The sequence below is a fragment of the Nocardia sp. XZ_19_231 genome (assembly GCF_015355705.1).
Lineage (GTDB): Bacteria > Actinomycetota > Actinomycetes > Mycobacteriales > Mycobacteriaceae > Nocardia > Nocardia salmonicida.
Genome location: NZ_JACUZI010000003.1, coordinates 248,776 through 273,199, shown reverse-complemented (window position 1 = coordinate 273,199; position 24,424 = coordinate 248,776). Strand labels below are relative to the sequence as shown.

The window sequence follows — 24,424 nt, the reverse complement described above, 5'->3', positions numbered from 1 at the left end:
ACCCCGTTCACCGAACCCGATCGTTCGCAGCCTAGTTGGCCCGGACGCGATGCGCTTCTGGTCTCCCGCGTTACACCGCCGGGGCGTTGGTGTCGGCCCAGCGGGTGATGTCGCCGCGGTCGAGGGCGGTGGCGAGCAGGTCGGGGAATTTGTCCGGGGTGCAGGCGAAAGCGGGGATGCCGAGGGCTGCCAGTGCTGCCGCGTTGTCGTGGTCGTAGGCGGGTGCGCCTTCGTCGGAGAGGGCGAGCAGCACGACCACCTGGACACCCGCTTCCTTCATCGCGTTGCAGCGGCGCAGCATCTCGTTGCGCACGCCGCCTTCGTAGAGGTCGGAGATGAGCACGAACAGGCTGTCGGTGGGGCGGGTGATCAGCGTTTGCGAGTAGGCGATGGCGCGATTGATATCGGTGCCACCGCCGAGCTGGGTGCCGAACAGGACGTCGACCGGGTCGCTGAGCTGGTCGGTGAGGTCGACGATCTCGGTGTCGAACACGACCAGCGAGGTCTTCAGCGACCGCATGGAGGCGAGGACCGCACCGAAGACCGAGGCGTAGACGACGCTGGCCGCCATCGAACCGGATTGGTCGATGGCCAGGACCACATCGCGCTGGATCGACTGCGACTTGCGGCCGTAACCGACGAGCCGTTCGGGCACGATGGTGCGGTGTTCGGGCAGGTAGTTGGCGAGATTCTTGCGGATGGTCCGATTGAAATCGATGTCGCGCAGCTTCGGGCGATGGGTCCGGGCGGCCCGGTTGATCGCGCCCGAAACGGCGGCCACGGTCTTGGCGGCGATGCGTTGCTCGATCTCGCGCACCACCTTCTCCACGACCATTCGCGCGGTGGCCTTGGTGGTTTCGGGCATCACCCGGTTGAGGCCGAGCAGGGTGCCGACCAGATGAACATCGGGCTCGACCGATTCCAGCAGCTCGGGCTCCAGCAGCAGCTGGGTGAGGTTGAGTCGGTCCACGGCATCGCGCTGCATCACCTCGACCACGGTCGCGGGGAAGTAGGAACGGATGTCGCCGAGCCAGCGGGCTACTCGGGGCGCCGAACTGCCCAGTCCGCCTGATCGTTTCGTCGACCCGCCGCCGTCACCGGTGTTGTAGAGGGCGGCGAGTGCCTGGTCCATCGCCTGGTCGGCGCCGGAGGACAGGCCGCCGAGTTGTTCCTCGGCCGCGGTGCCGAGCACGAGACGCCAACGGCGCGAGTGAGATTCGTCGGGTTCGGTCAAGGGGTGCTCCTGGTGATCGAGCGAGAGAGGGGAAAGTCCACCGTGGTCATCCGGCGGCGCCGAGGATGGCGGCGGCAGCGCGCAGGGCCAGTCGACCGCGGACCGGATCTGTCGCGGTCGCGGCAGGGGTGACGGTCGGTGCCGAGCCGGTGTCTCGCAGTGCCTGGCTGATGGCTCGGCGTTCGCCGGATTCGAAGGAACCGAAGGTGCGGCGCAGCAGCGGGAGAGTGGCGACGAACTGGTCTTCGTTGAGGTCGCGGAGCCATTCGTCGATGCGGCGCAACAGCTCTCGGTCGTGCACCAGCAGCAGGCCCCGGCCGCCGAGGAAGCCGTCGATCCACGCCGCTTTGGCGGCGGGGGTGTTGCCGATGGACAGCGCGGCTGCCAGGCGGCGGGCGGAGTCGGCGTCGTCGATGCGTTCGGCGTCGCAGAGCAGGCGCACCGCGCGGCCGCCGATCGCGCCGTGCACATCGTCGCGATCGGCGATGCGCTGCAGGGTCGCCAGCCACTCGGTGGTGGCGTGCTCGTCGTCTCGGGTGCTGATGGCGGTGTGCGCGGCGTCTATCTGGGTGCGCAGGGCCTGCGCGGCATCGGTGTCGAGTCCGGTGACGGCGCCGGGCAGGCCCGCGCAGATCCGCACCAGCAGGCCGTCGGCGACGTGGGCGAGTGCCTTGGTGTCGGTGCCGCGGACATCGCCGTAGCGCAGTGTGCGGGTCAGGCCGGGCAGGGCGCCGAGCAGGTGGGTGACGTCGTGATCGAGGGCGGCGGCGGCTTCGAGCCTGGTGATCAAACCCTCGGTGGCACCGCCGAGGTCGGCGAGCAGGGCCATTTCCAGTGCGTCGGCGAGGGCGGTGACGGTGACGTCGTCGCGGCTCGCGGTGTCGAGAATCTTCGTCTCCGCGGCAGTGCGCAGGGTTGTGCCCCACACCGCCGCCTCGACGATGCGGACTTCGAATTCCGGTTCCCAGCGCAGGGTCCAGGTCTCACGGAAGGTGCCGGTGCTGCGGACCTCGCCGGTGGTCGGAGTGCCCCAGCCGATGCCGAGCAGCCGCAGCCGGTGCAGCAGATGCGAACGTTCGACGTCGCGTTCCTTGCGCAGGTCCAGATCGATGGTGCGGGCAAGCGCTTCCTGCTTGAGCCGCAGAGTTTTACAGCGCGCCCGCAGATCGGCCGCCAAAGGGACCGTCGGGGTGTCCTCCGGGACCCCGCCGAGCGTCTCGCCGACGACGAGTTCGTCGATCACCAGCCGCAGCATGGTCTCGTCGCCGCCACACATCACCGACCGCACGGCCTCGGTGACCTCGGACAATCCCGCCAGCGGCCGACCGCGCAACGCGGCGAGGGTGTCGGCCAGCCGCACCGCCTCGATGATGTGCGCGCTCGACACCGGCAGATCGTGCCTGCGCAGGACCCCCGCGACCTTGGTGAGCCAGCGCGCCACCGGCCGCTCGGTCTCGGTGAACAGATGGTGGTACCAGCCGGGCGAGGTGACACCCGCCCCGTACCCCGACCCCGCCGCCAGTCGCGAATGCGTCCACGGCACCCAGGTGAGCGCCGCCTTCGTCTTCGGTAATCCCTTGAGCAGTCGCATATCCGGCGCGGCAGGGCCGAGCGGTCCGACCAGCGCGGGCGCATGCCACGCGCCGCACACCACGGCCAGTCTCTTCGCCCCGCCCTTGAGTACATGTCGCATCACCTGCCGCATATGCGCCTCACGCCGCAAGGTGTGCTGATCGACCAAGAGCCGTGCGGTGGCAGGGTCATCGCCCGACGCGGGGAGGCCGAATTCAATCGGCACCGATGGCATGTCCGACAGATCGGGAGCCGATGCTGTCCCGGCGTCGGCTGCGGGCTCTGGCTGTGCCGATGGGCCGGCCGGTGCTGTCACCTCCACCTGGTGCGGTGTGGTTTCGGCCGCGTCGTGTTGGGTGGCATCCTCTCGCAGGGCGCCCATCGCTTCGGTGATCGCGTCGAAAGCAGCGCTGTCGGGGACGGATTCGACGACCGCGTCCCACCAGCGTTCGGCATCGTCGTAGCCGGCGGCGGAGGCGAGCGCGGCGAGTGGGTCGGAACCGCCGCCGCGAGCATCGTCGTCGGCGGCGAGGACATTCGCGGCCGGGAGGTCGCAGAAGCGGACGGGCACGGCGTGGTCGACGCCGTAGCGCATCGCCTGCCACTCCGGGGAGAACACCGCGAACGGCCAGAAGGCAGCGCGGGCAGGCGAATCCGGGACATAGGCGAGCAACGCGACCGGTGGGCTCATCGTGTCGGCGGCGACGAACCCCACGAGCGGATCAGCGTCGGCGGGACCTTCGATGAGAATGGCGTCGGGCCTGAACTCTTCGAGTGCGTGGCGCAATGAGCGCGCCGATCCCGGCCCGTGGTGGCGGATGCCGAACACCCGCGTCACCACTGCCGCGTCCACTGCGGGATCATCCACCGAACCCACACCGGCCTCCGCGCTCGCGGTGCCCTCCTGCGTCTCGACGACATTGCCCGCGTTCGTACTCCTGCGGATATCGGCATCGCCCGGTGTGGCTTCACCGGTGGCCTGGCTGGTCGCCTTCTTGCCTTGACTCATCGAAAACCCCATGTGTGCGGTGTGTTCCGTCCTCCCCGGCGGTGGGTGTCAGCCGGCGATTTCGCGGCAGGCCCGGTAGAAGTCGGCCCAGTCCGGCCGTTCCCGGACGACGGCCTCGAGGTATTCGGTCCAGATCACGGTGTCGGCCACCGGGTCTTTGATCACCGATCCGAGCACGGCGCCCGCGATATCGGAGGCGCGCAGGACGCCGTCGCCGAAGTGGGCGGACAGGGCGAGGCCGTTGGTGATCACCGAGATCGCCTCGGCGGTGGACAGGGTGCCCGAGGGGGATTTGAGTTTGGTGCGGCCGTCGGCGGTGATGCCGGAGCGCAGTTCGCGGAAGACCCGCACCACGCGGCGGACCTCCTCGGCGGCGGCGGGCACGGTCGGCAATTCCAGTGCGGCGCCGAGTTGTTCGACGCGACGGCTGACGATGGCGACCTCGGAGTCCTCGTCGGCGGGCAGCGGCAACACCACGGTGTTGAAGCGGCGGCGCAGCGCGGAGGAAAGATCGTTCACGCCGCGGTCGCGGTCGTTGGCGGTGGCGATGACGTTGAAACCCTTGGCCGCCTGCACTTCTCCGCCGAGCTCGGGAACGGGCAGGGTCTTCTCGGACAGGATGGTGATCAGCGCGTCCTGCACATCTGAGGGAATGCGGGTGAGCTCTTCGATGCGGGCGATGGCGCCGGTGCGCATGGCGGTCATCACCGGCGATGCGACCAGAGCGGCATCGCTGGGTCCCTCGGCGAGCAGGCGGGCGTAGTTCCAGCCGTAGCGGATCGCTTCTTCCGCGGTGCCGGAGGTGCCCTGCACGAGCAGCGTCGACTCCCCGCTGATCGCGGCCGCGAGGTGTTCCGACACCCAAGTTTTGGCGGTGCCGGGTACGCCGAGCAGCAGCAGCGCGCGGTCGGTGGCGAGGGTGGCGACCGCCACCTCCATCAGCCTGCGCGGGCCGACGTACTTGGGCGTGATCACGGTGCCGTCGTCCAGGGTGCCACCGAGGACATAGGTGACCACCGCCCACGGCGACAGTTTCCAGGACGGCGGACGCACGCGGACGTCGACGCGGCTCAGGGCGGCCAACTCGTCGGCGAAGGCTTGTTCGGCGTGGGGACGCAGCAGGGTGGTCGACGGTTCGGTGGTGGTCATCGCAGCTCCTCGAGCATGGTGGCGCGATCGGTGAGATCGTGCGCGAGTCGGTGGAATGCCTGTTGCCAGGCGGGGTCTTCGGTGGTGTCGGCGAGCGCGGTGACACGCGAGGCAAGCTCGACAGGTAGGTGGACGCTCGCCGCGGTGAGCAGCGCCCTGTCGGTGTACACGCCCGCGCTGGCATGCGGCTGACGCGCGGTGGTGCGGGCGCGCTCGCCGAACAGACGCAGCACATGGGCGGCCACGGGTTGCGGCCATGGGTGATCGAGGCCGGGCAGGATCGCGTGCAGTTCGTTGAGTTGGTGCGCGTCGAGATCGAGCACGTGCTCGATCCGGTCGGCGGCCTCGAGCAGGGTGAACAGTTCGCGACGCCGCAGCACCGCCTGCTCGGTCGGCGTCGCGTGGGCGAACAGTGCACGCGCCCAAGCGGTATCGCGCTGGGCGAGCGTGGCATCGACCCAGCCGTCCACGATCGCCTTGGCATAGCGAGGCGGCAGTGCCAGGGTCAGCGCGGTGGCTGCGGTGTTCTCGCCGGTGGAGCGCACGATCGGCGCCCACGCGGTGAGCGGAGTCGCGGCGATCGCCTGGTGCAGGGTCGTGATCGTCGAATCAGGGGTATCCCAGCGCAGTTTCGCCTGATCGGTCGCGTCGGTGATGCCGTCGCGCCGTGCCTGCGCGTCGAGTTCCGCAGGCACCGTCACTTCGACGGTGCCCTCGTTGTCCACCCGAATCCACGACGCCACCAGGGCTGCCATCCGTTGCCCGAAAGCGGCGTCCGGGAGCTTGTTCAGCAGCGTCGTCGCGGTGCGCCGGACATCGCCGCGCCGATCGTCGAGGGCCCGCTCGAGCAGTGCTTCGTCGGCCGAACTCAGCCCGTCCTCGAGCAACGCCAGCAGTTCGGCCTTGACCGGCCCCGACTCCTTCGACCACGCCGCGGTCAGCACGGTCAGTGCGGCGGCGTGATCCGTCCGGCGAGTACGCGCGAACCAGTCCTTTCGTTCGCCGGATGTGCCGAACAACCAGACATCGTGGGCAGCGGGCGCTTCCGGCTCGGAGTCGGCGGTGCTGCTCGGGTCGGTGCCGGTGGTGCCGGAAAGCGAGGTGGACGCATCGACAGGGAACTCCTCGGCCAGCTTCGCCCAGGCCGGGTTGCGGGTGGCGAGCCAGCGTCCGCGGCGGCCTGCCAGGCGCAGCAGCGGTGCGCGCAGCGTGGTGTCGGAGGCAGCGGAGAGCGCCTGGACGCACAGAATATCGGGGAGCCGGAAGTCGAAAGGCGCTGCCGCGGTGAACCATTCGGTAAGGAACGGGGACTTGTCCGCGAGCAGGCGGCTGAGACGGTCGGCGGCAGGTCGGGGGAGCAGCGGGCGTGGATCATCCACGGCGGGTTCGGGTTTCGCCGCGGAGCGGGGGAGCTGTCCGCCGCGCAGGTACAGGTCTTGCAAGGCGGCGGTGTGGAGCAGCCTGGTGGCTGGTTCGCCCGCGTGCTGCGGTACCGCGGTGGCGACCGCGGAGTCGAGGTGGACGCCGTCGGCACTGCGGCGGGCGGTGCCGAGCAGCGCTACCGAGACGAGTTCGGCCAGCGCGGGGGTGGGGGTGGTCTCCGTGGGGAATTCGGTTTCCAGGTCGTGCACCTCGCCCGCGCTGAGAACCGAGATCGGGTCGAAGCCGTCGGCTCGCCACTCGCCGCACACCGTCACCGGGTGACCACCCGCGACGGCGATCAGCCGCCACGGGCGGACGCCCGCCTGCAGTGGCAGCGCGGTGCCGTCGGTAGCGACGAGCTGCCAACCGTTCTCGTCGAGCACCGGCACGACCTCGGTGAGCAGCGCGGGCCAGGAGCGCAACCACGGATCATCGCTCAATGCGCCGGCGTAGGCGTCCAACGCGTCGTCGATCGTGGTGCCTCCGACAGCGGGGACGGTCGTGAAGGGTTCGGGTACGCCGTGGCGGGTGCCCCACTGCGCGCGCAAGGATGCCGCGCCGGGGTAATAGTGCAGTTCGGCGTCCACCTCGCTGCCGGGCGCGGGCACCTCGCCGGTGAAATTCGGCGTGGCGAAAGAATGTTCGATGAGCAGGGCCCAACGTCCGCTACTGCGACCGCGCAGCCAGGTACGACGGGTGTGCAGACGTTCTTCCTCGCTGGTCCGCATGCCGAGTACCAGCCAGCGATCCCGGACGGCCGGCTCGGTCAGCACCGACTCGGCCGAGGTCGGGTAGCCGACGTGGGTGCGAATTCCCGCTTGCAGCGGGTCGGGCAGGGCATCGAGCCTGCGATGGGCCAGCACCAGCAGGTGCAGGCGGGCGTACTCGCGCAACAGCAGTTCGGGCCAGTGCTCGGTGGTGACGACCGCGGTGGGCAATCTGCGCAGGGTCTCGGCGATACGAGGCGCCTGGGCATCGACCATCCGTGCCGCGATCGCCTCGTACGCGGCGAACGAACGGTCGGTCTGAGCCAGTCCGGTCCGGATCTGGTCGGTCAGCCAGACCTCCAGTTCGGTGAGCCCGGCGGTGACGCGGGTCCGCCGCTGCTCGACGGAAGCCTGCGACGGCGTGTTCGCGGCCTTGGCCTTGGGTGGTGCGGCCGCTTTCGCGGCGCGCCCCGCCAGCCACTCGGCCGCGAAATCGGCGGGGGCATCCCGCACGGGCGCCTGGCCGCTCGACCACGTGAGCAACAACGACAGTGTGTGCTTACAGGGGAACTTGCGGCTCGGGCACGAACACTTGTACGCGGGCCCGTCCAGGTCGACGATCGCCTGATACGGCTTGGCTCCACTGCCCTGACACAGCCCCCACACCGCGTTCCCGGCGGTGCCGGTCTCGCGCCAGCGACCGGCCAGCTTGCGTGCGGCAGCCAGCGAGCTCGTGTCGGGCGCGAGCGCGCGGACCTGGTCCTCGGTCCACGGCGTGCGTTGCTCGGTCATCGGATTCCCCCGTTCTCTGTTCGCCGAATATCTACCGCAACCCACCGACAACTAGCGGTGTCGGCGGCGAGGCCGGTGGAAAATGCTGGCGCTGTGGCAATTTCGCGCTCCAGCTGTTGCTATGAACTGAGATATCTCGTATTCTGACCTGTTCGGCACCGACCGGACCGCCCGCGCTGCTCGACGCAGCGTAACGCGGGTGTGAACACCTCATCGAGCTGCCCGCCGGGGTGGGCGAGGGGTGGACATCGAGGTCCCGCCGTGGCGCCGCGATGGCCATTCCACTCCCGCGGGCAGATTCGCTGAGGCCTGCGCATCCCCTGGGCGAACTTCCGGCGATCGGGTAGCGTTTCTATCAGGATCGCGGCGTTGCGCGCCGACGCGAAGGGGGATGTCGCCAGTGTGCTCGGATCGGATCGCCGAGGTGGTCGCGCGCGAGCTCGCCGCCGACCCGGTAGTGGAGGAACGGGTCGCCGAATGCGTGCTTGCCGCGCTCACAACTGTCGACGGTGATTCGGCCGCAACGGATTCCGGTGATACCGGGGTCTTTCTGCGGTCGATCACCGTGCAGGGCTTCCGTGGGATCGGACCCGCGGCGACGCTGCGATTGAATCCGGGCCCCGGCCTGACGTTGGTGGTCGGTCGCAACGGCAGCGGGAAGTCGAGTTTCGCCGAGGCCGCCGAATTCGCGTTGACCGGTGGAAATCGGCGCTGGGACGGCCGATCGACCGCATGGCGGGAGGGTTGGCGCAACCTGCACGAACCCGATACGGCCCGGATCGATGTCGAGCTGCTCACCGCGGGCGAGGAGCCGCAGGTCTCGGTCGCCACCCGCTGGGACGAGCGTGCGGAACTGGCCGACGCGCAGTGGACCGAGCGGCGCGGATCCGAACCGGCGACAGCGGTGGACCCGCACGTACAGCGGCAACGGCTCGATCTGTACCGGCCGTTTCTGTCCTACAGCGAGCTCGGCGCGCTCGTCGACGGGAAGCCGAGCGACCTGTTCGACGCGCTGCATCGCCTGCTCGGCCTCGACGAGTTGGCCGCGGCGGCAGAACAGATCAGACTGCGCAAGCTCGAACTCGAACGCGCCGTGAAGGATTCGCGCCAGTCCCACGCCGACCTGCTGGTCGAGCTCGCCGAGGCCGATGACGAACGTGCCCACGGTGTGGCAGACCTGCTCCGCACCCCGGACCCCGATCTCGACGCGGTAGCGGGCGCGGTGGCCGACTCGGTCCTCGGCATCGACGGGCCGGAGGGTCTGCGCGCGATCCTGCGGCTGACCTTGCCCGATACCTCGCAGGTCGCCGCCACGGCGGATCGGCTCGCCGAAGCGGCTCGGAATGTGGCGCGCCACGCGACCGTCGACACCGATGCCGATCTGCGAGTTCTCACATTGCTCACGCGGGCACGCGAACACGTCACCGCGTCGGGTTCGTGCCCCTGCCCGGTCTGCGGACGCGACGAACTCGATGCCGACTGGATCACCGCCGCGGATTCCGAAATCGCTCACCGGACAAAGGAACTCGCCGCTCTTCAGGCGGCCACGGCGGAGTTCGACGCCGCTCTCGTGGCGGCCCGCAACCTGCTGGCAGATCTGCCGACCGAGCTCGGCCCGGCAACCGCAGGCCCCTCGAATCCGGCGCCGACCTTCGAACCAACAGCACGTCGAGCGAATCATCCCGCGGGGATATCCAGTTCGTACGCTGCCTCGGACTCGTTGCGTAGGCGGCGCGAAATCGTCGGGCAGCTCTGGTCGGAGTGGGCCGAGCTCGCCACCGCAGACTACGAAGATCAGCTCCCGGATCGGCTGCGCACGATCCATGCCGAGCTCACCGTGGAACTCGGTGCACTGCAACGAGATACGCGGACCGCGCTGGATCGCCTGGATACGGTGTGGTCGCCGCTGGTCCCGCGCATCCTCGCCTGGCTCGACCCCGCCCGCGCCGTCGCCGACCACGCGAGTGAACTGCGGGTGGTGAAGAAGGCGGCCGACTGGCTCAAGTCGGCGACGGCGACGATCCGTGAGGAGCGGATGCGGCCGCTGGAGACCACGGCGCGCTGGGTGTGGAGCACCCTACGCCAGCAGAGCAATGTGGAGCTGGGCGCGATCCGGTTGCAGGGCAGCGCGGGGACGGCGCGGCGGGTGCTGCTCGATGTCACCGTCGACGAAGTGGACGGCGCGGCGCTCGGGGTAATGAGTCAGGGAGAGCTGCACGCGCTCGGACTGTCGCTGTTCCTGCCGCGAGCCACGGTGGCGCACAGCCCTTTCCGGTTCGTGATGATCGACGACCCGGTACAGGCGATGGATCCCGCGAAGGTCGACGGGCTGGCCAGGGTGCTCGCCGAGGTGGCGGCGACGCGGCAGGTGGTGGTGTTCACCCATGACGAGCGTCTCGCCGAGGCGGTGCGCCGCATGCAGCTCGACGCGACGGTGCTCGAGGTCCAGCGTCGTGAACGGTCGATCGTCGAGGTCAGGGTGACCGGTGACCCGGTCCGCCGCTATCTCGACGACGCCCGATCCCTGCTCCGCACACCGCAGCTGCCCGCCGCCATCGCCGACGAACTCGTCGCGACCTGTTGCCGTTCGGCGATCGAGGCGGCCGGGCTGGCGAAGGCCCGCCAGCAACTGCTGGCAGGCGGTCTCGAGCACGGTGAAGTGGAGCGGCGCGTGCGCAACGCGCACACCACCCGCGCCATGATCACCCTCGCCATCATGGGCGTCGGCGCACGCGTGGACGACCTGAACAAGCACCTGAGCACGGTCGGTGGACGCTGGCTCGTCGGCGTCCTCCGCGATGCCACCGCGGGAGCGCACGTGCCGATCGATCGTCCGATGCGTGAATTGATCAGTGACACCGAACGATTCATCACTTGGCTGCGAGCCCACGAGCCGAACGCGGTGCGAACATGAGCGGCTCGACCGGACTGCCGCGTGGCCTCGCCGGCGCGGCGGGGTCGTCGTGAATCGCCGTGGCAGGCCCGCTCGCGCGAAGTTCAGCCCGAGGCCGTCGGTGGCGCAGCGGCTGGAAGCGGCCGAGAATTTGCTGGGCGGGTCGGTGTCGGATGCCGGCGGGGTGTGGTCGCGGGCGGTGGCGTGGATCCTGCGGTTGGCACTCGAGCAGGCGGTGGATCAGTTGTGGGCGCAGGTGGCGCCGGAGCTGATGCGGTGTCCGATGCGGGCTCAGTTGCTCGCGCTTCGGGTGTACGCGGGGCCCGAGACCGCTGGTCAGGTCGGTGCGCTGTGGGCGGCGCTGTCGCGGGCGGCACATCATCTCGACTACGAGATGGCGCCGAGTGTCACCGACCTACGGCGTTGGCGGGATCAGACCGCCGAGCTGGCGCGAGCGTTGGAGCTCGCGCCCCTTGCCCACCAGCCGTTCGGGTGATCGGCGAAGGGTAGTGATGGTGGACCTGGGGTGCGCGGTGTGGCCGGCGGGTCCGGCAGGATGTGCGGCATGGGTGAAGTGAAACCGTGTCCGTGCCGCCGTGGCGAGCCGTTCGATGCCTGCTGCGGACCGATCCTGGCCGGGGACAAGCCCGCGCCGACCGCGGAAACGTTGATGCGCTCGCGCTACACCGCCTACGCCGTCGGCGATGTGGACTATCTGCTGCGCTCCTGGCATCCCAGCACCCGCCCCGCCGACCTCGAACTCGACGCGGACCAGCGCTGGCTGTTCCTCGAGATCGTCGGCACCCAGCGCGGCGGCCCGTTCGACGACAACGGCACCGTCGAATTCATCGCCCACTACAAGCTCGACGGCTCGCGAGACGCGATGCACGAGCTGAGCACCTTCGTCCGGGTCGACGGCGCGTGGGTCTATCTCGACGGCACGTTCCAGGCCTGAAACAGGGATACTGCTGTCGTGCCCCGCATCGCGATCGAGTACTGCACCCAATGCCGCTGGCTGCTCCGCGCGAGCTGGATGGCGCAGGAACTGCTCACCACGTTCGCCACCGAGTTGGGCGAGGTGGCGCTGGTTCCGGGCCAGGGCGGCATCTTCCGCATCACCCTGGACGGCGAACAGCTCTGGGAGCGTAAGGCCGACGGCGGCTTTCCCGACATCGCCGTCCTCAAGCAGCGGGTCCGCGACCGGATCGCCCCCGAGCGCGACCTCGGCCACTCCGACCGCCGCGACTGACGTCCGAGCGGCGGCCGCGCACTCCGGTCAACGGGGTCAGCAGCAGCCGCCGCCACCGCAGCAACCGCCGCCTGCCGGTCGGGGCGCGGGCGCCGGGGTCGGCGCCGACCCGCGTCCCACCGCCGCGAAGGTGGTGAGCAGTTTGACGGTGTCGTCGTGGCCCGCGGGGCACGCGGCGGGGTCCGAGGACTGCGCCATCGGCCGGTTGACGTCGAACGTGTCGCCGCAGGAACGACACCGGAAGCTGTAGTTCGGCATCGGCCAAGTGTAAGGCCGATGCTTGTGATCACGGTGCGCCGAACGCTTCGCCGTGGACCCTGCGCTCCGTACCGTGAGCGAACGGCGGTGATGGCGAGGTGGCGCATGGCGAACAGTAGCGCGGGGGCGGTATTGCGGGCGGTGCTCGACCTCGGGTCGGCACCGCGCAGCGTGGTGGCCAGGCACGCCGGGGTTTCACCGGCCACGGTCACCTGGCAGAGCAGGGCGCTGGTCGAGGCGGGACTGCTCGTCGAACTGCCGGAGTCACCCGGGCCGGGTGGCGTGGGCAGACCGCACAGTCCGATCGCGTTGGACGCCGCCGCCAATGTGGTGATCGCCGTGCATATCGCGGCGGTGCAGATCACCGTCGCGGTGGTCGACATCGCCGGTTCGGTGCTGCACAGCGAGCAGGTGCCCCATCGCACCCATGCCCCCTACGACATCCTCGACGCCGTGCTCGAGCGGGTACGCGCGGTCGGGGCGAACTTGGCAGACCGGGTGCGGATCCGCGGGCTCGGGGTGGCGATCGGCGGTCGCGTCGACACCGCCACCGGTTCGGTCGTCGAACACTCCTACCTGCGCTGGCGTGATGTGCCGGTGCGCGAATACCTCAGCGCCCGAACAGGTTTACCCGTCAGCGTGGACAGCCATACTCGTGCGACGGTGCACGCCGAACAGCTCTACGGACGTTTACGCGGCTCGGCGAGCTCGATTGTGCTGTTCGTCGGCAATGTCATCGACGCCGCCATCGCCGTGCACGGCCGCGTCCACTGCGGGCCGCATTTCGGGGCGGGCTCGATCGCCCGATTACTCGGCACGACCGACAGATTCGCACTCGACGGACTCGGCGACCACGCGTTGCTGGCGCGTGCCGAGACCGTCGGCCGGTTCGAGGGCTTCCCCGACCTGGTGGCGGCGGCCGCGGCGGGCGGCCCGGAACGCGAGTACTTCATCGAGCGTGCCACGGTGATGGGTGAGGTCGCCGCGGCACTGATCGATCTGATCGACCCCGAAGCATTGGTACTGATCGACCGTGGCCTGATCACGGTGCCCGGCGTCCGGGAAGCCTACGACGAGGCGGTGCGCGCCCACTCGATGATCGGCGCCGACCCGGCCGAGGTGATCTTCGCGTCGACGTTCCCCGGCCAAGTGTTGGTGATGGCGGCCGCCGGGGTGGTCTTGCAGGAATTGTTCAGTGATCCACTGAACACGGTTGTCGCGCAAGCAGTTTGATTCGTGGTTATTTTAAGGCAGTCGAATATTGACCGGAAGCGGCGTCACCCGCGACAGTTGACACTATGAACAAAATGCAGTCCGGCGTCGCCCGGGTTACGTCGGATGTGCTGTGTTGTCGCGGTTCGAATTCCGTCGCCGATAATTATTCGATCAAATCCGGGAAATCACCTTGCGTAAAAGTATTCGACGAATAGCCCTTCTCGCCGCAGCGGCTTCGCTGCTCGCGGTCTCCTGTGCCACCGGCGACCAGGACGGCGCCGCGCTGACCAGCCCCCTGCCCACCGAGGTCGCCGCCGGGGTCTCGCTCGCGGTCGCGGCCAATACCGCCAAAGTGGCACTGACCGCATCCGGAGACCTGAGCAAACTGCCGTTCACGGTGTCGTCGTGGCCCGCCGTGCAGGCCGGTCCCGATGTCATCCAGGCCTTCCGCGGCGGTTCGGTCGACCTGGCCACCAACGCGGGCATTCCGCCGATCCATGCGCACGCCAGCGGTCTCGACGCGAAGATCGTCGGGGTCAAGGTGCGCACGACCCCGCTGTACAAGCTGGCCACCGCCCCTGGATCGAACTTCACCGGCCTCGACGGGCTGCGCGGGAAGAAGATCGGCTTCTCGCCGGGTCAGGCGCAGGGGCTGGTGGTGTTGCGCACGCTGAAGGCGGCGGGCATCCGCACCGACGAGGTGCAGCTCGTGGAGCTTCCGAGCACGAAGTTCCTCACCGCCCTGCAGGCCAAGGAAATCGACGTCGCCCCGTTCGGTGAACCGACCCTGACCAAGTACCTCGACAAGTATCGCGTCGACGGTGCCGCCGCGATCGACACTCCCGCCGTCGACGCGCTGACCGTGCTGTGGGCGCCCACCTCGGTGTTGCGTGACGACAGCAAAGCCGCTGCCATCGCAGAATTCGTGAAATTCTGGGCACGCGGCGAAGTCTGGGCCTGGGAGCATCCCACGGAATGGATCGACGCGTACTACGTCAAGGATCAGACGGTGTCGGTCGAGGACGGCAAACGCATTATCGCGACGACGGAAAAGCCGTATTTCCCGGAGAATTGGAACGAGGCGATCACCTGGGAACAGGAGACGATCGATCTGGTGACCGAAGCCGGTTTCTTCGGTAATTCCTTCCCCGCCGACGAACTGTTCGACCGCCGATTCGAGAAGATCGCGTTCGACGCGGTGTCGGCGACGTATCGCACCAAGGGGCAGCAATGACGATCACACTGTCTCGCACCGCGATTCCGGTCGCGAAGCCGCTCGACGACGGTTTCGTCGAGCGGCGCACCCTGCGCCGACTCGGCCTGCGCAAAGCCGTCCCCGCCGCCCGCCTGTTCGGCGTGATCCTGGTGGTCGCAGCATGGGCCGCGGGCTCACTGCTCGAACTGATCGACCCGCGCAAACTGTCGGCGCCGTGGACCGTCCTGAACACCGGTTGGGAGTTGCTGGTCGATGGGCCGCTACTGGCCAATCTGGGGGTGTCGCTGCAACGGGTGCTGATCGGCATGGTCATCGGTGTGCTCATCGGGACTACGCTCGCCGTGATCGCGGGCCTTTCCCGGTGGGGTGAATCGCTCATCGACGGCCCGGTCCAGATCAAACGGGCCATTCCCACCCTCGGCCTGATTCCGCTGATGATCCTGTGGCTCGGTATCGGCGAGGAATTCAAGCTCGTGCTCATCACCCTTGGCGTGGTCGTGCACATGTACATCCAGACCCACGCCTCGCTCACCACGATCGACCAGAAGCTGGTGGAACTCTCCGAGGTGCAAGGAGTTTCGCGCGCGGAATTCATTCGCAGCGTGGTACTGCCCGGATCGCTGCCCGGCTTCTTCCTCGGTCTGCGGATGTCGGTGACCAGTGCTTGGCTGGTGCTGATCGTGGTCGAGACGGTCAACGCCATCGACGGACTCGGCAAGATGATGTCGAACGCGCAGAACTACGGACAGGCCGACGTGATCCTGGTCGGCTTGGTCGTCTACGCCATCTTCGGCTTGGCTTCGGATTCGGCGATCCGCCTGGTGGAACGGAGGGTGCTGTCATGGCGACGCACTATCGCGGGGTGAGCGAGCCCGAGGTCGCCGGGGTCGAGGTTCGTTCGCTGACTCGCAAATTCGGTGACCGTACGGTGCTCGATTCGATCGACCTGACCATCGCGCCCGGCCAGTTCGTCGCCCTGCTCGGACGCAGCGGCTCGGGCAAGAGCACGCTGCTGCGGGCACTGGCCGGACTCGATTACGACGTCGAGGGTGACGGCACGCTGCGGATACCGGCGAAAACCTCGGTGGTGTTCCAGGATTCACGGCTGCTGCCCTGGCAGCGGGTGCTGCCCAATGTGCTCTACGGACAGCCGAGAACGCGCCGCGCCGCGGCCGAGCGGGTACTCGCCGAAGTCGGCCTCGCGGGCCGCGAACGCGCCTGGCCGAGGGAACTCTCCGGTGGTGAGCAGCAACGGGTCTCGCTGGCCCGCTCGTTGGTCGGCGAACCCGATCTGCTTTTGGCCGACGAACCCTTCGGCGCGCTCGACGCGCTCACCCGGATCAAGATGCACGCCCTGTTGCGGGACCTGATCAGCAGGCATCGCCCGACCGTCCTGTTGGTCACCCACGATGTCGATGAGGCTGTCGCCCTGGCCGACCGGGTGATCGTGCTCGATGACGGACGCCTCTCGCTCGACACTCCGGTCGAGCTGAGCGGCCAGCGCGATCCGAGCCTGCCCGCGTTCGGGCGCATTCGTCACACCCTGCTCACCGCACTCGGCGTCGCCGACCGTGCGGCCTGAAAGGCACTTCTCATGTCGAAACACCTGCACCTCAACGCTTTCCTGATGTCGGTCGGCCACCACGAAGCGGCCTGGCGGCTGCCGGAGAGTGATCCGCACGCCCACACCGACATCAACTACTACGTCCGCCTCGCCCAGACCGCCGAGCGCGGCAAGCTCGACTCGATCTTCTTCGCCGACAGCCCGGTACTGATGGGCGATCCCGGCCGCAGGCCGAGTGGAAAGCTCGAGCCGACCGTCATCCTGACCGCGGTCGCCGTGCAGACCAGCCGGATCGGTCTCATCGCCACGGCCTCCACCAGCTACAACGACCCCTTCAACCTCGCCCGCCGTTTCGCCTCCGTGGACTGGGCGAGCAACGGCAGGGCAGGCTGGAACATCGTCACCACCGCGGGCGCCGACGCGGCCCGCAACTTCGGTCTCGACGACACCCCCGACCACCGGCTGCGCTACGAGAAGGCCGCCGAATTCGTCGACGTGGCAACGAAACTGTGGGACAGCTGGGACGACGACGCCGTGCTGGCCGACAAGGAACTCGGCATCCACACCGATGCCTCGAAGGTGCGCAAGATCCTGCACCACGGCGAGCACTTCCGGGTGGACGGACCGCTGAACCTGCCGCGTTCCCCGCAGGGATATCCGCTGCTGGTGCAGGCCGGATCGTCGGAGGACGGCAAGGAGTTCGCCGCCCGCTACGCCGAGGCCGTGTTCACCGCGCAGCAGACACTGGAGGACGCCAAGGCCTTCTACACCGATCTCAAGGCGCGCACCGTCGCCGCGGGCCGCGACCCGGAGAGCATCAAGATCCTGCCCGGCATCGTCCCGATTATCGGCGACACCGAGGAGCAGGCCCGCGAGCTGGATGACGAACTGGCCCGGCTGATCTCGCCCGAGTACGCCCGCAAGCAGCTCGCCGAGCGTTTCAAGTTGCCGATCGACGAGCTCGATCTGGACAGCGAACTGCCCGAGGATCTGCCCACCGAGGACGACATCGAGGGCGCGAAGAGCCGCTTCACGCTGATCGTGAATCTGGCTCGGCGCGAACGACTCACCCTGCGTGAGCTGATCGCCCGACTCGGCGGCGGACGTGGGCACCGCACCTTCGCCGGCACCGCGGTCCAGGTGGCCGACGCCATCGAGGACTGGTTCCGTCAGGGCGCCGCCGACGGCTTCAACATCATGCCCGCGGTGCTGCCGTCGGGTTTGGAGCGCTTCGTCGACGAGGTCGTCCCGATCCTGCAGGAGCGCGGCCTGTTCCGCACCGAGTACACCGAGACCACGCTGCGCGGCCACTACGGTCTCGCGCGCCCGGCCAACCAGTTCGACGACGCGGACGCGCTCGTGGCCGCCCGATGAGATCGGATTGGATCCGCTACCTGACCCGCCGCTGTCTCGAGCACCGGCGGCTGGTGATCATCAGCTACACCGGTGCGTTGGCGGCGGCGCTGCTCACCGCGGCGCTGCCGCTGGTGGTGCGGCATGTGGTCGACACGCTCAGCGCCACGGCGGCCTCGGTAACGCCGTGGGTGGTGCTGTTGCTGGTGATCGGCGCCGCGAGGTTCGGGTCGTCGTACGCGCGCCGGGTGGCCTCCTCGGAACTGTCGCTGGGGGTGCAACACGACCTGCGCCGTGACCTGTTCGCCGCGCTGCTGCGGCTCAACGGGCGCGAGCAGGCGCAGTTGCGCACCGGGCAGGTGGTGAGCAGGGCGATCACCGATGTCACGTTGATCCAGATGTTCCTGCAGCTCATCCCGATGATCGCGGGCAATGTGGCGCTGCTGTTCGCGGTGCTGGTGCTGATGACGGTGATGTCGCCGACGCTGTCCCTGATCGCGCTGGTCGTGTTGCCGGGACTGTGGATCGTCACCCGGCGCAGCCAGCGGCAGCTGTTCCCCGCGAACTGGGACGCGCAGGCGCGGGCCGCCGAGGTGGCGATGCAGGTCGAGGCCGCGGTGGCCGGTGTGCGGGTGGTGAAGGGCTTCGGGCAGGAGCAGTACGAACTGGAGCAGTTGAGTGCGCGTGCGCGCGTGCTCTATCGGTCGCGGTTGCGGGTCGCCCGGATCACCAGCCGGTTCACCCCGGTCGTGCAGGCGGTGCCCGCGGCGGGGCAGGCGCTGATCCTGGTCGTCGGCGGGTTGCTCGCGCTGCGTCAATCCATCACGCTCGGCACGTTTCTCGCGTTCATGACCTATCTGAGCGCGTTCGTCGGGCCGGTGCGGCAGTTCTCGATGTTGCTCACCGTGAGTCAGCAGGGCAAGGCGTCACTGGACCGCGTGCGCGAGGTGATCGAAGCGCCCGACGATGCGGGCGCGGTGCCTGGTGCGGTGGGGACACGAGGCGCCGGCGCGCAGAATGGGGCCGAAGCCGCCGAGCCGCCGTCGATCGAATTCGACGCGGTCGGTTTCGGTTTCGACGACACACCGATCCTGAACGGCCTCGATCTGCGGATCGGTTCCGGCGAGACCGTCGCCATCGCGGGTGGAGCGGGCAGCGGCAAGACGATCCTGGTGTCGCTGTTGCCCGCGCTGCTCGAACCCGATTCGGGCGCGGTGCTTTTCGACGGCGTCGATCTGCGCGAGCTGCCCGACCCGCGCGCTCAGGTGGCGATGGTCTTCGAGGACACGCACCTGATGGCCGACTCGATCCGCGCCAATGTCGCCTACGGCAGGCCCGACGCGAGCGACGAACAGGTCTGGCACGCGCTGTATCTCGCCGCCGCCGACGAGTTCGTCACCGCACTGCCGCAGGGCATCGACACCACCATCGGTGAACGCGGACAACGACTCTCGGGCGGGCAGCGTCAGCGCATCGCCCTGGCCCGCGCCCTGCTCACCGAGGCGCCGGTGCTGGTGCTCGACGACGCCACCTCGGCCATCGATGCCCAGGTGGAGGAGCAGATCTACCAGCGGATCGGTGCCGAGCTGCGCAAGCGCACGACCATCGTTGTCGCGCACCGTATCTCGACACTTTCGCTCGCCGATCGGGTCGCTGTCCTCGACGGCGGACGCGTCGCCGAACTCGGCACGCTGCGCGAACTACAGCAATCCGGTGAGCTGTTCCGTGCTCTGTTCACGCCGCCGGAGGTCGTCGGCATCGGCACCGATCCGCACCGCGACACCACCCGCGTCGCCACCGAGGAACTGTGGGTGGCGCCGGAAGTCGACTCCGACGACGACCGCACCATGGAGCACCTGGCCAAGGCGTTCGCGCGCCGATCGGCGGGTGCGCCCGCGGGTCCGGCCGGTGGCGTGGGCGGGGGCATGATGGCGAGCGCGCCACCGAGCGGCGATATCGTCGCCCTGCTCGATCGGCTGCCGCCGGTATCGGGGGAACCCGAGGTCGACCCGTCGTTCTCCCATACTCCCGACACCGCCTTCTCTCTGCCGCGACTGCTTCGCCCGTTCACCTGGCCGCTGCTCGCCGGGCTCGGCCTGGTCGGACTCGATGCCATCGCCCAGGTGCTGATCCCGTTCCTGGTGCGCTACGGCATCGACCACGGGGTGCTGGCCGGCGCGCGCGACGTGGTGATCGGCGCGGCCGCGCTGGCGATCGTGGTCGTGGTGGTGGACTGGGCGATCAGCGTGGCCCAGGTGCGGGTCACCGGGCGGGTCGGCGAACGGCTGCTCTACGGGTTGCGCGTGAAGACCTTCGCCCACCTGCAACGCCTCGGCCTGCAGTACTACGAGCGCGAGCTCGGCGGCCGGATCATGACCAGGATGACCACCGACGTGGACGGGCTGTCGGCGTTCCTGCAGACCGGCCTGGCCACCGCGCTCACCAGCACGGTCACCATCGCGGGCGTGGTCGCCGCGCTGCTGGTGATCGACGCCGGGCTCGCCGTGGTCGTCCTCGTGCTGCTGCCGGTGCTCGGCGTGGCGACCGTGGCCTTCCGGCGCGCGTCGGTGCCCGCGTACAACCTGGCCAGGGAACGCGTGAGCGCGGTCAACGCCTACCTGCAGGAGAACGTCGACAACATCACCGTCACCCAGGCGTTCCGCCGGGAGGCGGTGAACCAGGCCGAGTTCGAGAGCCGGTCGTGGGCCTACCGCAACGCGCGGCTGCGCTCGCAGGTGCTGATGGCGGTGTTCTTCCCGTGCATCGAACTGATGTCGGTGATCGCCACGGCCGCCGTGCTCGCCGTGGGTGTGCACCAGGTCCGCGACGACGTGCTCACCGCGGGCACGCTGATCGCGTTCCTGCTCTACATCGAATTGCTGTTCGCCCCGATTCAGCAGCTCTCGCAGGTATTCGACAGCTATCAGCAGGCGGTGGTCGGTGTCGACCGCATCGGTGAACTGCTGCGCACGCCGGTCGACACGCCGGAAGCCGCCGATCCGCTCCCGGTGACCAGCCTCGACGGGGCGATCGAACTGCGCGCGGTGAGCTTCGGATACTCGTCGCGGGCGCGCACCGTGCTCGACGGGCTCGACCTGCGGATCGAACCGGGCCAGAAGGTCGCGCTGGTGGGTGAGACCGGCGCGGGCAAGTCGACCCTGGTCAAGCTGCTCGCCAGGTACTACGACCCGACCGAGGGCGCGGTGCTCGTCGACGGGGTCGACATCCGCCGGTTCCGGCTGCGCGATTTCCGCAAACGCCTCGGCGTCGTCCCGCAGGAGCCGTTCCTGTTCGGCGATACCGTGCGCGAAGCCATCGCCTACGGCAATCCCGAGGCCGAGCCCGCCGAGATCGAGTGGGCCGCCCGTGCTGTCGGGGCGCACGAGATGATCGCGGCGCTCGAACACGGCTACTACCAGCCGATCGGGGCGCACGGTCGCAGTCTGTCGGCCGGGCAGCGTCAGCTGCTCGCGCTGGCCAGGGCACAGCTGATCGATCCCGACATCCTCATCCTGGACGAGGCCACCGCCTCCCTGGATCTGGCCACCGAGGCGCGCGTGCGCGCCGCGGTGGACGTGCTGACCGCGGGCCGCACCACGATCGTCGTCGCGCATCGGCTCGCCACCGCCGCCGACGCCGATCTGATCGCGGTGGTCGGCGCGGGCAAGCTGGTGCAGGTCGGTGCCCATGCCGAGCTGGTCGGCGTCGACGGCCCGTACCGGCGACTGTGGGCCGCCTACGTCGGCGACGAAGCGCAGCGTATTCCCAGCTAACCGACGGGAGGTCGGCTGCCGTCCGGTGTGGCGAGATCCGGCGGGCAGCCGACCCCGGTTTTCCTGGAGACCGGACTGAGTCGGCATTCGTCGCCGAATCCGCGCCGTGACCGCCGGGTGACGTCGCGAAACGGGGCTTTCTCCTGTACCGCGGAGTAACTGTTACCTGCGGAAATGGCGCGTAGAGCGCGCGTTCGGGCAGTACGCACGTACTCTCGTAGGAAGTCACCAGGTGCTGCGACCAGCGGGAGCAAATACACAGGTACCCGTGCGGTCGTGCCGGCTAGGAGGTGTGCGATGAGCATTCAGCCCGATTTCGATCCGGACACGCGGGCCAACGATGCCGACCCACTGGCACAGACCGACTACGGACTGGTCAGTGGAACCTGGGATGGGCCGGTCGCCCTATGGCGCAGCATTCCCTATGCGACCGCGCCCGCCGGGCCCGCTCGATTCGCTGTGCCCGAGCCCCCGAAGCCATGGGACGGGGTGCGCGAGTGCGTTGTCTTCGGTGACATCGCACCGCAGGCCATGGGTGCGATGGTGCCGGTGGATTCCGACCTCCAGATGGGCGAGGACTGCCTGTGGGTCAATGTCTGGTCGCCGCGGCCCGAGCCGAGCGACGAGGAACCGCGCCCGGTGATGGTCTGGTTGCACGGCGGCGCCTACTGCCTCGGCACCGCCGCCCAGACCATCTACGACGGGCGCAAGCTCGCCGAGGCGGGCGACGTGGTGGTCGTGTCGGTGAACTATCGACACGGGGTGCTCGGCTTCCTCGACCTGTCCTCGTTCGGTGAGCAGTTCACCGCGAACCTCGGCCTGCACGATCAGCTCGCCGCGCTCGCGTGGGTGCGCGACAATATCGCCGCGTTCGGCGGCGACCCGGGCAATGTGACCCTCTTCGGTGAGTCCTCGGGCGCGGGGTGCGTGACCGCACTGCTCACTTCACCCGCCGCGGCCGGTTTGTTCCACAAGGCGATCGCCCAGAGTCCGCCCGCCACTACGGTGTTCGGTCAGGAGCGGGCCGCGGTCGTCGGGCAGCGCTATCTGGAGCTGCTCGAACTCGGGCCGGGCGAGACGAATCGGCTGCTGGAGATGCCGATCGAACGACTGGTCGAGGTCGGGGCGGTGCTGCTGGACGAGGTGCCGATCAAGGAACCGGGCAGGCTCGCCGCGGCACCCGTGGTCGACGGAAATCTGCTGCCGGGCTACCCGATCGACCGATTCCAGCAGGGGCGTTCGCATCGCGTGCCGTTGCTGATCGGCACCAATCGCGATGAGGCGTCGCTGTTCCGGGTGCTGCGCTCACCGATCATGCCGGTGACGCCCGACGCGGTGAACGCGATGCTGCGCGATGTCGCCGCCTCGCATCCGGAGATGTCGCCCGAGCGGATCGCCGAGATCACCTCGGCCTACCCCGATCTCACCAAAACCCGTGGGGCACTGGCGATGTCGACCGACGCGGCGTTCCGGATGCCTGCGGCCTGGGTCGCCGAGGGGCATGCCCAACATTCGCCGACCTGGATGTATCGCTTCGACTACGCCACCCCGATGTTGAAGGCGGCCAGGGTCGGAGCGGGTCATGCCACCGAATTACCCTATGTCTTCGGCAATTTCGGCACCTTCAACCACGACCCCACCTTCTGGCTGGGCGGACGCAAAGCCTCGCTCGCGGTCTCGGGCCGCATGCAGCGCCGCTGGCTGGCCTTCGCCGAACACAGCGTGCCCGCCGCGCTCGACGGCTCCAAACACTGGCCCCACTACCGCCCCACCGCCCGCACCACCCTGCTCATCGACACCATCGACCGCATCGTGGACAACCCGGACGCCGAACTCCACACCGCATGGGGCGATCAGGCCGTCGGCTTCAGTTGACAGCACGACGCCGGGCCGCCGACCGAGAATATCGGCGGTGACCCGGCGTCGGGTGAATCAGACGTCGGTGGAGAAGCGGATGCCGCCGTCGGGGATGACCACGCCGGGCCACACGCGGGCGCCACGCAGGAGTTCGCAGCGGGCGCCGACGTTGGCGCCGTCACCGATCACGCCGTCGCGAACCAGTGCGCGGGGACCGATGCGAGCGCCGAAGCCGATGATGGAGCGTTCGACCGTCGCGCCTGCCTCGACCACCGCGCCGTCGAAGATCACCGCGCCGTCCAGTCGCGCGCCCGCGCCGATTTCCGCGCCGCGACCGACCACGGTCCCGCCGATGAGCAGCGCACCCGGCGCCACACCCGCGCCGGGATGGACGAGGGACTCACCGCGCTGGCCGGGGAGGGCGGGGGAGGGAGCGATCCCGCGGACCAGGTCCGCGGAGCCGCGCACGAAGTCCTCCGGGGTGCCCATGTCGCGCCAGTAGGAGGCGTCGACGTGGCCCTGCACGCGGGCGCCCTCGGCCAGGAGCGCGGGGAAGACCTCGCGCTCCACCGAGACCGGGCGACCGGAGGGGATCTTCTCGATGTACTCGCGGCGGAACACATAGCAACCCGCGTTGATCTGGTCGGTCGGCGGATCCTGGGTTTTCTCCAGGAACGCGGTGACCCGGCCGTCGTCGTCGGTCGGCACGCAGCCGAAGGCGCGCGGGTCGCTGACGCGGACCAGGTGCAGGGTGACGTCGGCGTTGGTCGACTCGTGGGTGTCGAGGATCGCACCGAGGTCGGTGCCGCCGAGGACGTCGCCGTTGAACACCATCACGTTGTCCGCGCGCAGCTTGGGCAGCACATTGCGGATACCGCCGCCGGTGCCCAGCGGTTCGGTCTCGGTCACGTACTCCAGGTCCAGGCCCAGTTCGGAGCCGTCGCCGAAGTGCTCTTCGAAGACCTCGGCCTTGAAGGAGGTGCCGAGCACCACGTGGGTGATCCCGGCCTCGGCGATCCTGGCCAGCAGGTGGGTCAGGAACGGCAGCCCGGCCGTCGGCAGCATGGGCTTGGGCGCCGAGAGGGTGAGCGGACGCAGCCGCGTGCCCTGTCCGCCGACGAGGATGACCGCGTCGGTGCCTGCATTGCCTGCCATCGAGTT

The 24,424-nt window shown here is 69.0% G+C and carries 17 protein-coding genes; 11 read left to right on the top strand and 6 right to left on the bottom strand.

Annotation, left to right across the window (positions count from 1 at the left end; all coding sequences use genetic code 11):
• Positions 1 to 70: 70 nt before the first annotated feature.
• From IBJ82_RS14505 to IBJ82_RS14490, 4 genes are read right to left on the bottom strand one after another with little or no spacing between them, the layout of a single operon-like run.
• Positions 71 to 1,234 carry a VWA domain-containing protein gene (locus IBJ82_RS14505; protein ID WP_194826455.1) on the bottom strand — a complete coding sequence of 388 codons (1,164 nt, stop codon included), beginning with the start codon at positions 1,232 to 1,234 and terminating at the stop codon, positions 71 to 73.
• 46 nt (positions 1,235 to 1,280) lie between these two features.
• Positions 1,281 to 3,815: a DUF5682 family protein gene (locus tag IBJ82_RS14500; protein WP_228537131.1), complete on the bottom strand. Its 2,535-nt coding sequence runs from the start codon at positions 3,813 to 3,815 to the stop codon at positions 1,281 to 1,283.
• Positions 3,816 to 3,863: 48 nt separating this feature from the next.
• Positions 3,864 to 4,964 (bottom strand): AAA family ATPase, encoded by a 1,101-nt coding sequence (locus IBJ82_RS14495; protein WP_194826454.1) that lies wholly within the window; start codon positions 4,962 to 4,964, stop codon positions 3,864 to 3,866.
• Positions 4,961 to 7,885, bottom strand: a complete 2,925-nt coding sequence (locus tag IBJ82_RS14490) for a DUF5691 domain-containing protein (RefSeq protein WP_194826453.1) — start codon at positions 7,883 to 7,885, stop codon at positions 4,961 to 4,963. Before IBJ82_RS14490 ends, IBJ82_RS14495 begins: the two co-directional genes overlap by 4 nt.
• Positions 7,886 to 8,276: 391 nt before the next feature.
• On the opposite strand from IBJ82_RS14490, the gene IBJ82_RS14485 reads away from it, so the two are divergent.
• From IBJ82_RS14485 to IBJ82_RS14470, 4 genes are read left to right on the top strand one after another with little or no spacing between them, the layout of a single operon-like run.
• Positions 8,277 to 10,799, top strand: coding sequence for an AAA family ATPase (locus IBJ82_RS14485; RefSeq protein ID WP_194826452.1), 2,523 nt, complete (start codon positions 8,277 to 8,279; stop codon positions 10,797 to 10,799).
• A gap of 49 nt (positions 10,800 to 10,848) precedes the next feature.
• Positions 10,849 to 11,274 carry a hypothetical protein gene (locus IBJ82_RS14480; RefSeq protein WP_194826451.1) on the top strand — a complete coding sequence of 142 codons (426 nt, stop codon included), beginning with the start codon at positions 10,849 to 10,851 and terminating at the stop codon, positions 11,272 to 11,274.
• A gap of 60 nt (positions 11,275 to 11,334) precedes the next feature.
• Positions 11,335 to 11,733: a YchJ family protein gene (locus IBJ82_RS14475; RefSeq protein WP_194827141.1), complete on the top strand. Its 399-nt coding sequence runs from the start codon at positions 11,335 to 11,337 to the stop codon at positions 11,731 to 11,733.
• 18 nt (positions 11,734 to 11,751) lie between these two features.
• Positions 11,752 to 12,027 (top strand): SelT/SelW/SelH family protein, encoded by a 276-nt coding sequence (locus IBJ82_RS14470; RefSeq protein WP_056813149.1) that lies wholly within the window; start codon positions 11,752 to 11,754, stop codon positions 12,025 to 12,027.
• A gap of 36 nt (positions 12,028 to 12,063) precedes the next feature.
• Here IBJ82_RS14470 and IBJ82_RS14465 read toward each other — a convergent pair whose 3' ends face one another.
• Complete coding sequence (locus IBJ82_RS14465) at positions 12,064 to 12,285, bottom strand: zinc ribbon domain-containing protein (protein ID WP_194826450.1); 222 nt, start codon at positions 12,283 to 12,285, stop codon at positions 12,064 to 12,066.
• A gap of 105 nt (positions 12,286 to 12,390) precedes the next feature.
• On the opposite strand from IBJ82_RS14465, the gene IBJ82_RS14460 reads away from it, so the two are divergent.
• The 7 genes from IBJ82_RS14460 (at position 12,391) to IBJ82_RS14430 (ending at position 23,281) form a co-directional block, all read left to right on the top strand.
• Positions 12,391 to 13,518 (top strand): ROK family transcriptional regulator, encoded by a 1,128-nt coding sequence (locus IBJ82_RS14460; RefSeq protein WP_194826449.1) that lies wholly within the window; start codon positions 12,391 to 12,393, stop codon positions 13,516 to 13,518.
• A gap of 172 nt (positions 13,519 to 13,690) precedes the next feature.
• Positions 13,691 to 14,734: an ABC transporter substrate-binding protein gene (locus IBJ82_RS14455; protein WP_228537130.1), complete on the top strand. Its 1,044-nt coding sequence runs from the start codon at positions 13,691 to 13,693 to the stop codon at positions 14,732 to 14,734.
• Positions 14,731 to 15,582, top strand: a complete 852-nt coding sequence (locus IBJ82_RS14450; RefSeq protein ID WP_194826448.1) for an ABC transporter permease — start codon at positions 14,731 to 14,733, stop codon at positions 15,580 to 15,582. Before IBJ82_RS14455 ends, IBJ82_RS14450 begins: the two co-directional genes overlap by 4 nt.
• Positions 15,558 to 16,298: an ABC transporter ATP-binding protein gene (locus tag IBJ82_RS14445; protein WP_194826447.1), complete on the top strand. Its 741-nt coding sequence runs from the start codon at positions 15,558 to 15,560 to the stop codon at positions 16,296 to 16,298. The genes IBJ82_RS14450 and IBJ82_RS14445 overlap by 25 nt, the downstream gene beginning before the upstream one ends.
• 12 nt (positions 16,299 to 16,310) lie before the next feature.
• Positions 16,311 to 17,654, top strand: a complete 1,344-nt coding sequence (locus tag IBJ82_RS14440) for an LLM class flavin-dependent oxidoreductase (protein WP_194826446.1) — start codon at positions 16,311 to 16,313, stop codon at positions 17,652 to 17,654.
• Positions 17,651 to 21,406 (top strand): ABC transporter ATP-binding protein, encoded by a 3,756-nt coding sequence (locus tag IBJ82_RS14435; RefSeq protein ID WP_194826445.1) that lies wholly within the window; start codon positions 17,651 to 17,653, stop codon positions 21,404 to 21,406. Before IBJ82_RS14440 ends, IBJ82_RS14435 begins: the two co-directional genes overlap by 4 nt.
• Positions 21,407 to 21,703: 297 nt before the next feature.
• Entirely contained in the window at positions 21,704 to 23,281 is a 1,578-nt protein-coding gene (locus tag IBJ82_RS14430; RefSeq protein ID WP_194826444.1) for a carboxylesterase/lipase family protein, read from the top strand.
• A gap of 57 nt (positions 23,282 to 23,338) precedes the next feature.
• On the opposite strand, the gene IBJ82_RS14425 is transcribed toward IBJ82_RS14430, so the two are convergent.
• Positions 23,339 to 24,418, bottom strand: a complete 1,080-nt coding sequence (locus tag IBJ82_RS14425) for a sugar phosphate nucleotidyltransferase (RefSeq protein WP_194826443.1) — start codon at positions 24,416 to 24,418, stop codon at positions 23,339 to 23,341.
• Positions 24,419 to 24,424 lie beyond the last annotated feature (6 nt).

What these genes read in the sequence shown, in the direction of transcription:
- IBJ82_RS14425 (WP_194826443.1), bottom strand. Translation starts at nt 24,418, where the DNA reads ATGGCAGGCAATGCAGGCACCGACGCGGTCATCCTCGTCGGCGGACAG.
- IBJ82_RS14490 (WP_194826453.1), bottom strand. Translation starts at nt 7,885, where the DNA reads ATGACCGAGCAACGCACGCCGTGGACCGAGGACCAGGTCCGCGCGCTC.
- IBJ82_RS14440 (WP_194826446.1), top strand. Translation starts at nt 16,311, where the DNA reads ATGTCGAAACACCTGCACCTCAACGCTTTCCTGATGTCGGTCGGCCAC.
- IBJ82_RS14475 (WP_194827141.1), top strand. Translation starts at nt 11,335, where the DNA reads ATGTGCGGCATGGGTGAAGTGAAACCGTGTCCGTGCCGCCGTGGCGAG.
- IBJ82_RS14435 (WP_194826445.1), top strand. Translation starts at nt 17,651, where the DNA reads ATGAGATCGGATTGGATCCGCTACCTGACCCGCCGCTGTCTCGAGCAC.
- IBJ82_RS14500 (WP_228537131.1), bottom strand. Translation starts at nt 3,815, where the DNA reads ATGAGTCAAGGCAAGAAGGCGACCAGCCAGGCCACCGGTGAAGCCACA.
- IBJ82_RS14450 (WP_194826448.1), top strand. Translation starts at nt 14,731, where the DNA reads ATGACGATCACACTGTCTCGCACCGCGATTCCGGTCGCGAAGCCGCTC.
- IBJ82_RS14485 (WP_194826452.1), top strand. Translation starts at nt 8,277, where the DNA reads ATGTCGCCAGTGTGCTCGGATCGGATCGCCGAGGTGGTCGCGCGCGAG.
- IBJ82_RS14465 (WP_194826450.1), bottom strand. Translation starts at nt 12,285, where the DNA reads ATGCCGAACTACAGCTTCCGGTGTCGTTCCTGCGGCGACACGTTCGAC.
- IBJ82_RS14460 (WP_194826449.1), top strand. Translation starts at nt 12,391, where the DNA reads ATGGCGAACAGTAGCGCGGGGGCGGTATTGCGGGCGGTGCTCGACCTC.
- IBJ82_RS14495 (WP_194826454.1), bottom strand. Translation starts at nt 4,964, where the DNA reads ATGACCACCACCGAACCGTCGACCACCCTGCTGCGTCCCCACGCCGAA.
- IBJ82_RS14430 (WP_194826444.1), top strand. Translation starts at nt 21,704, where the DNA reads ATGAGCATTCAGCCCGATTTCGATCCGGACACGCGGGCCAACGATGCC.
- IBJ82_RS14445 (WP_194826447.1), top strand. Translation starts at nt 15,558, where the DNA reads ATGGCGACGCACTATCGCGGGGTGAGCGAGCCCGAGGTCGCCGGGGTC.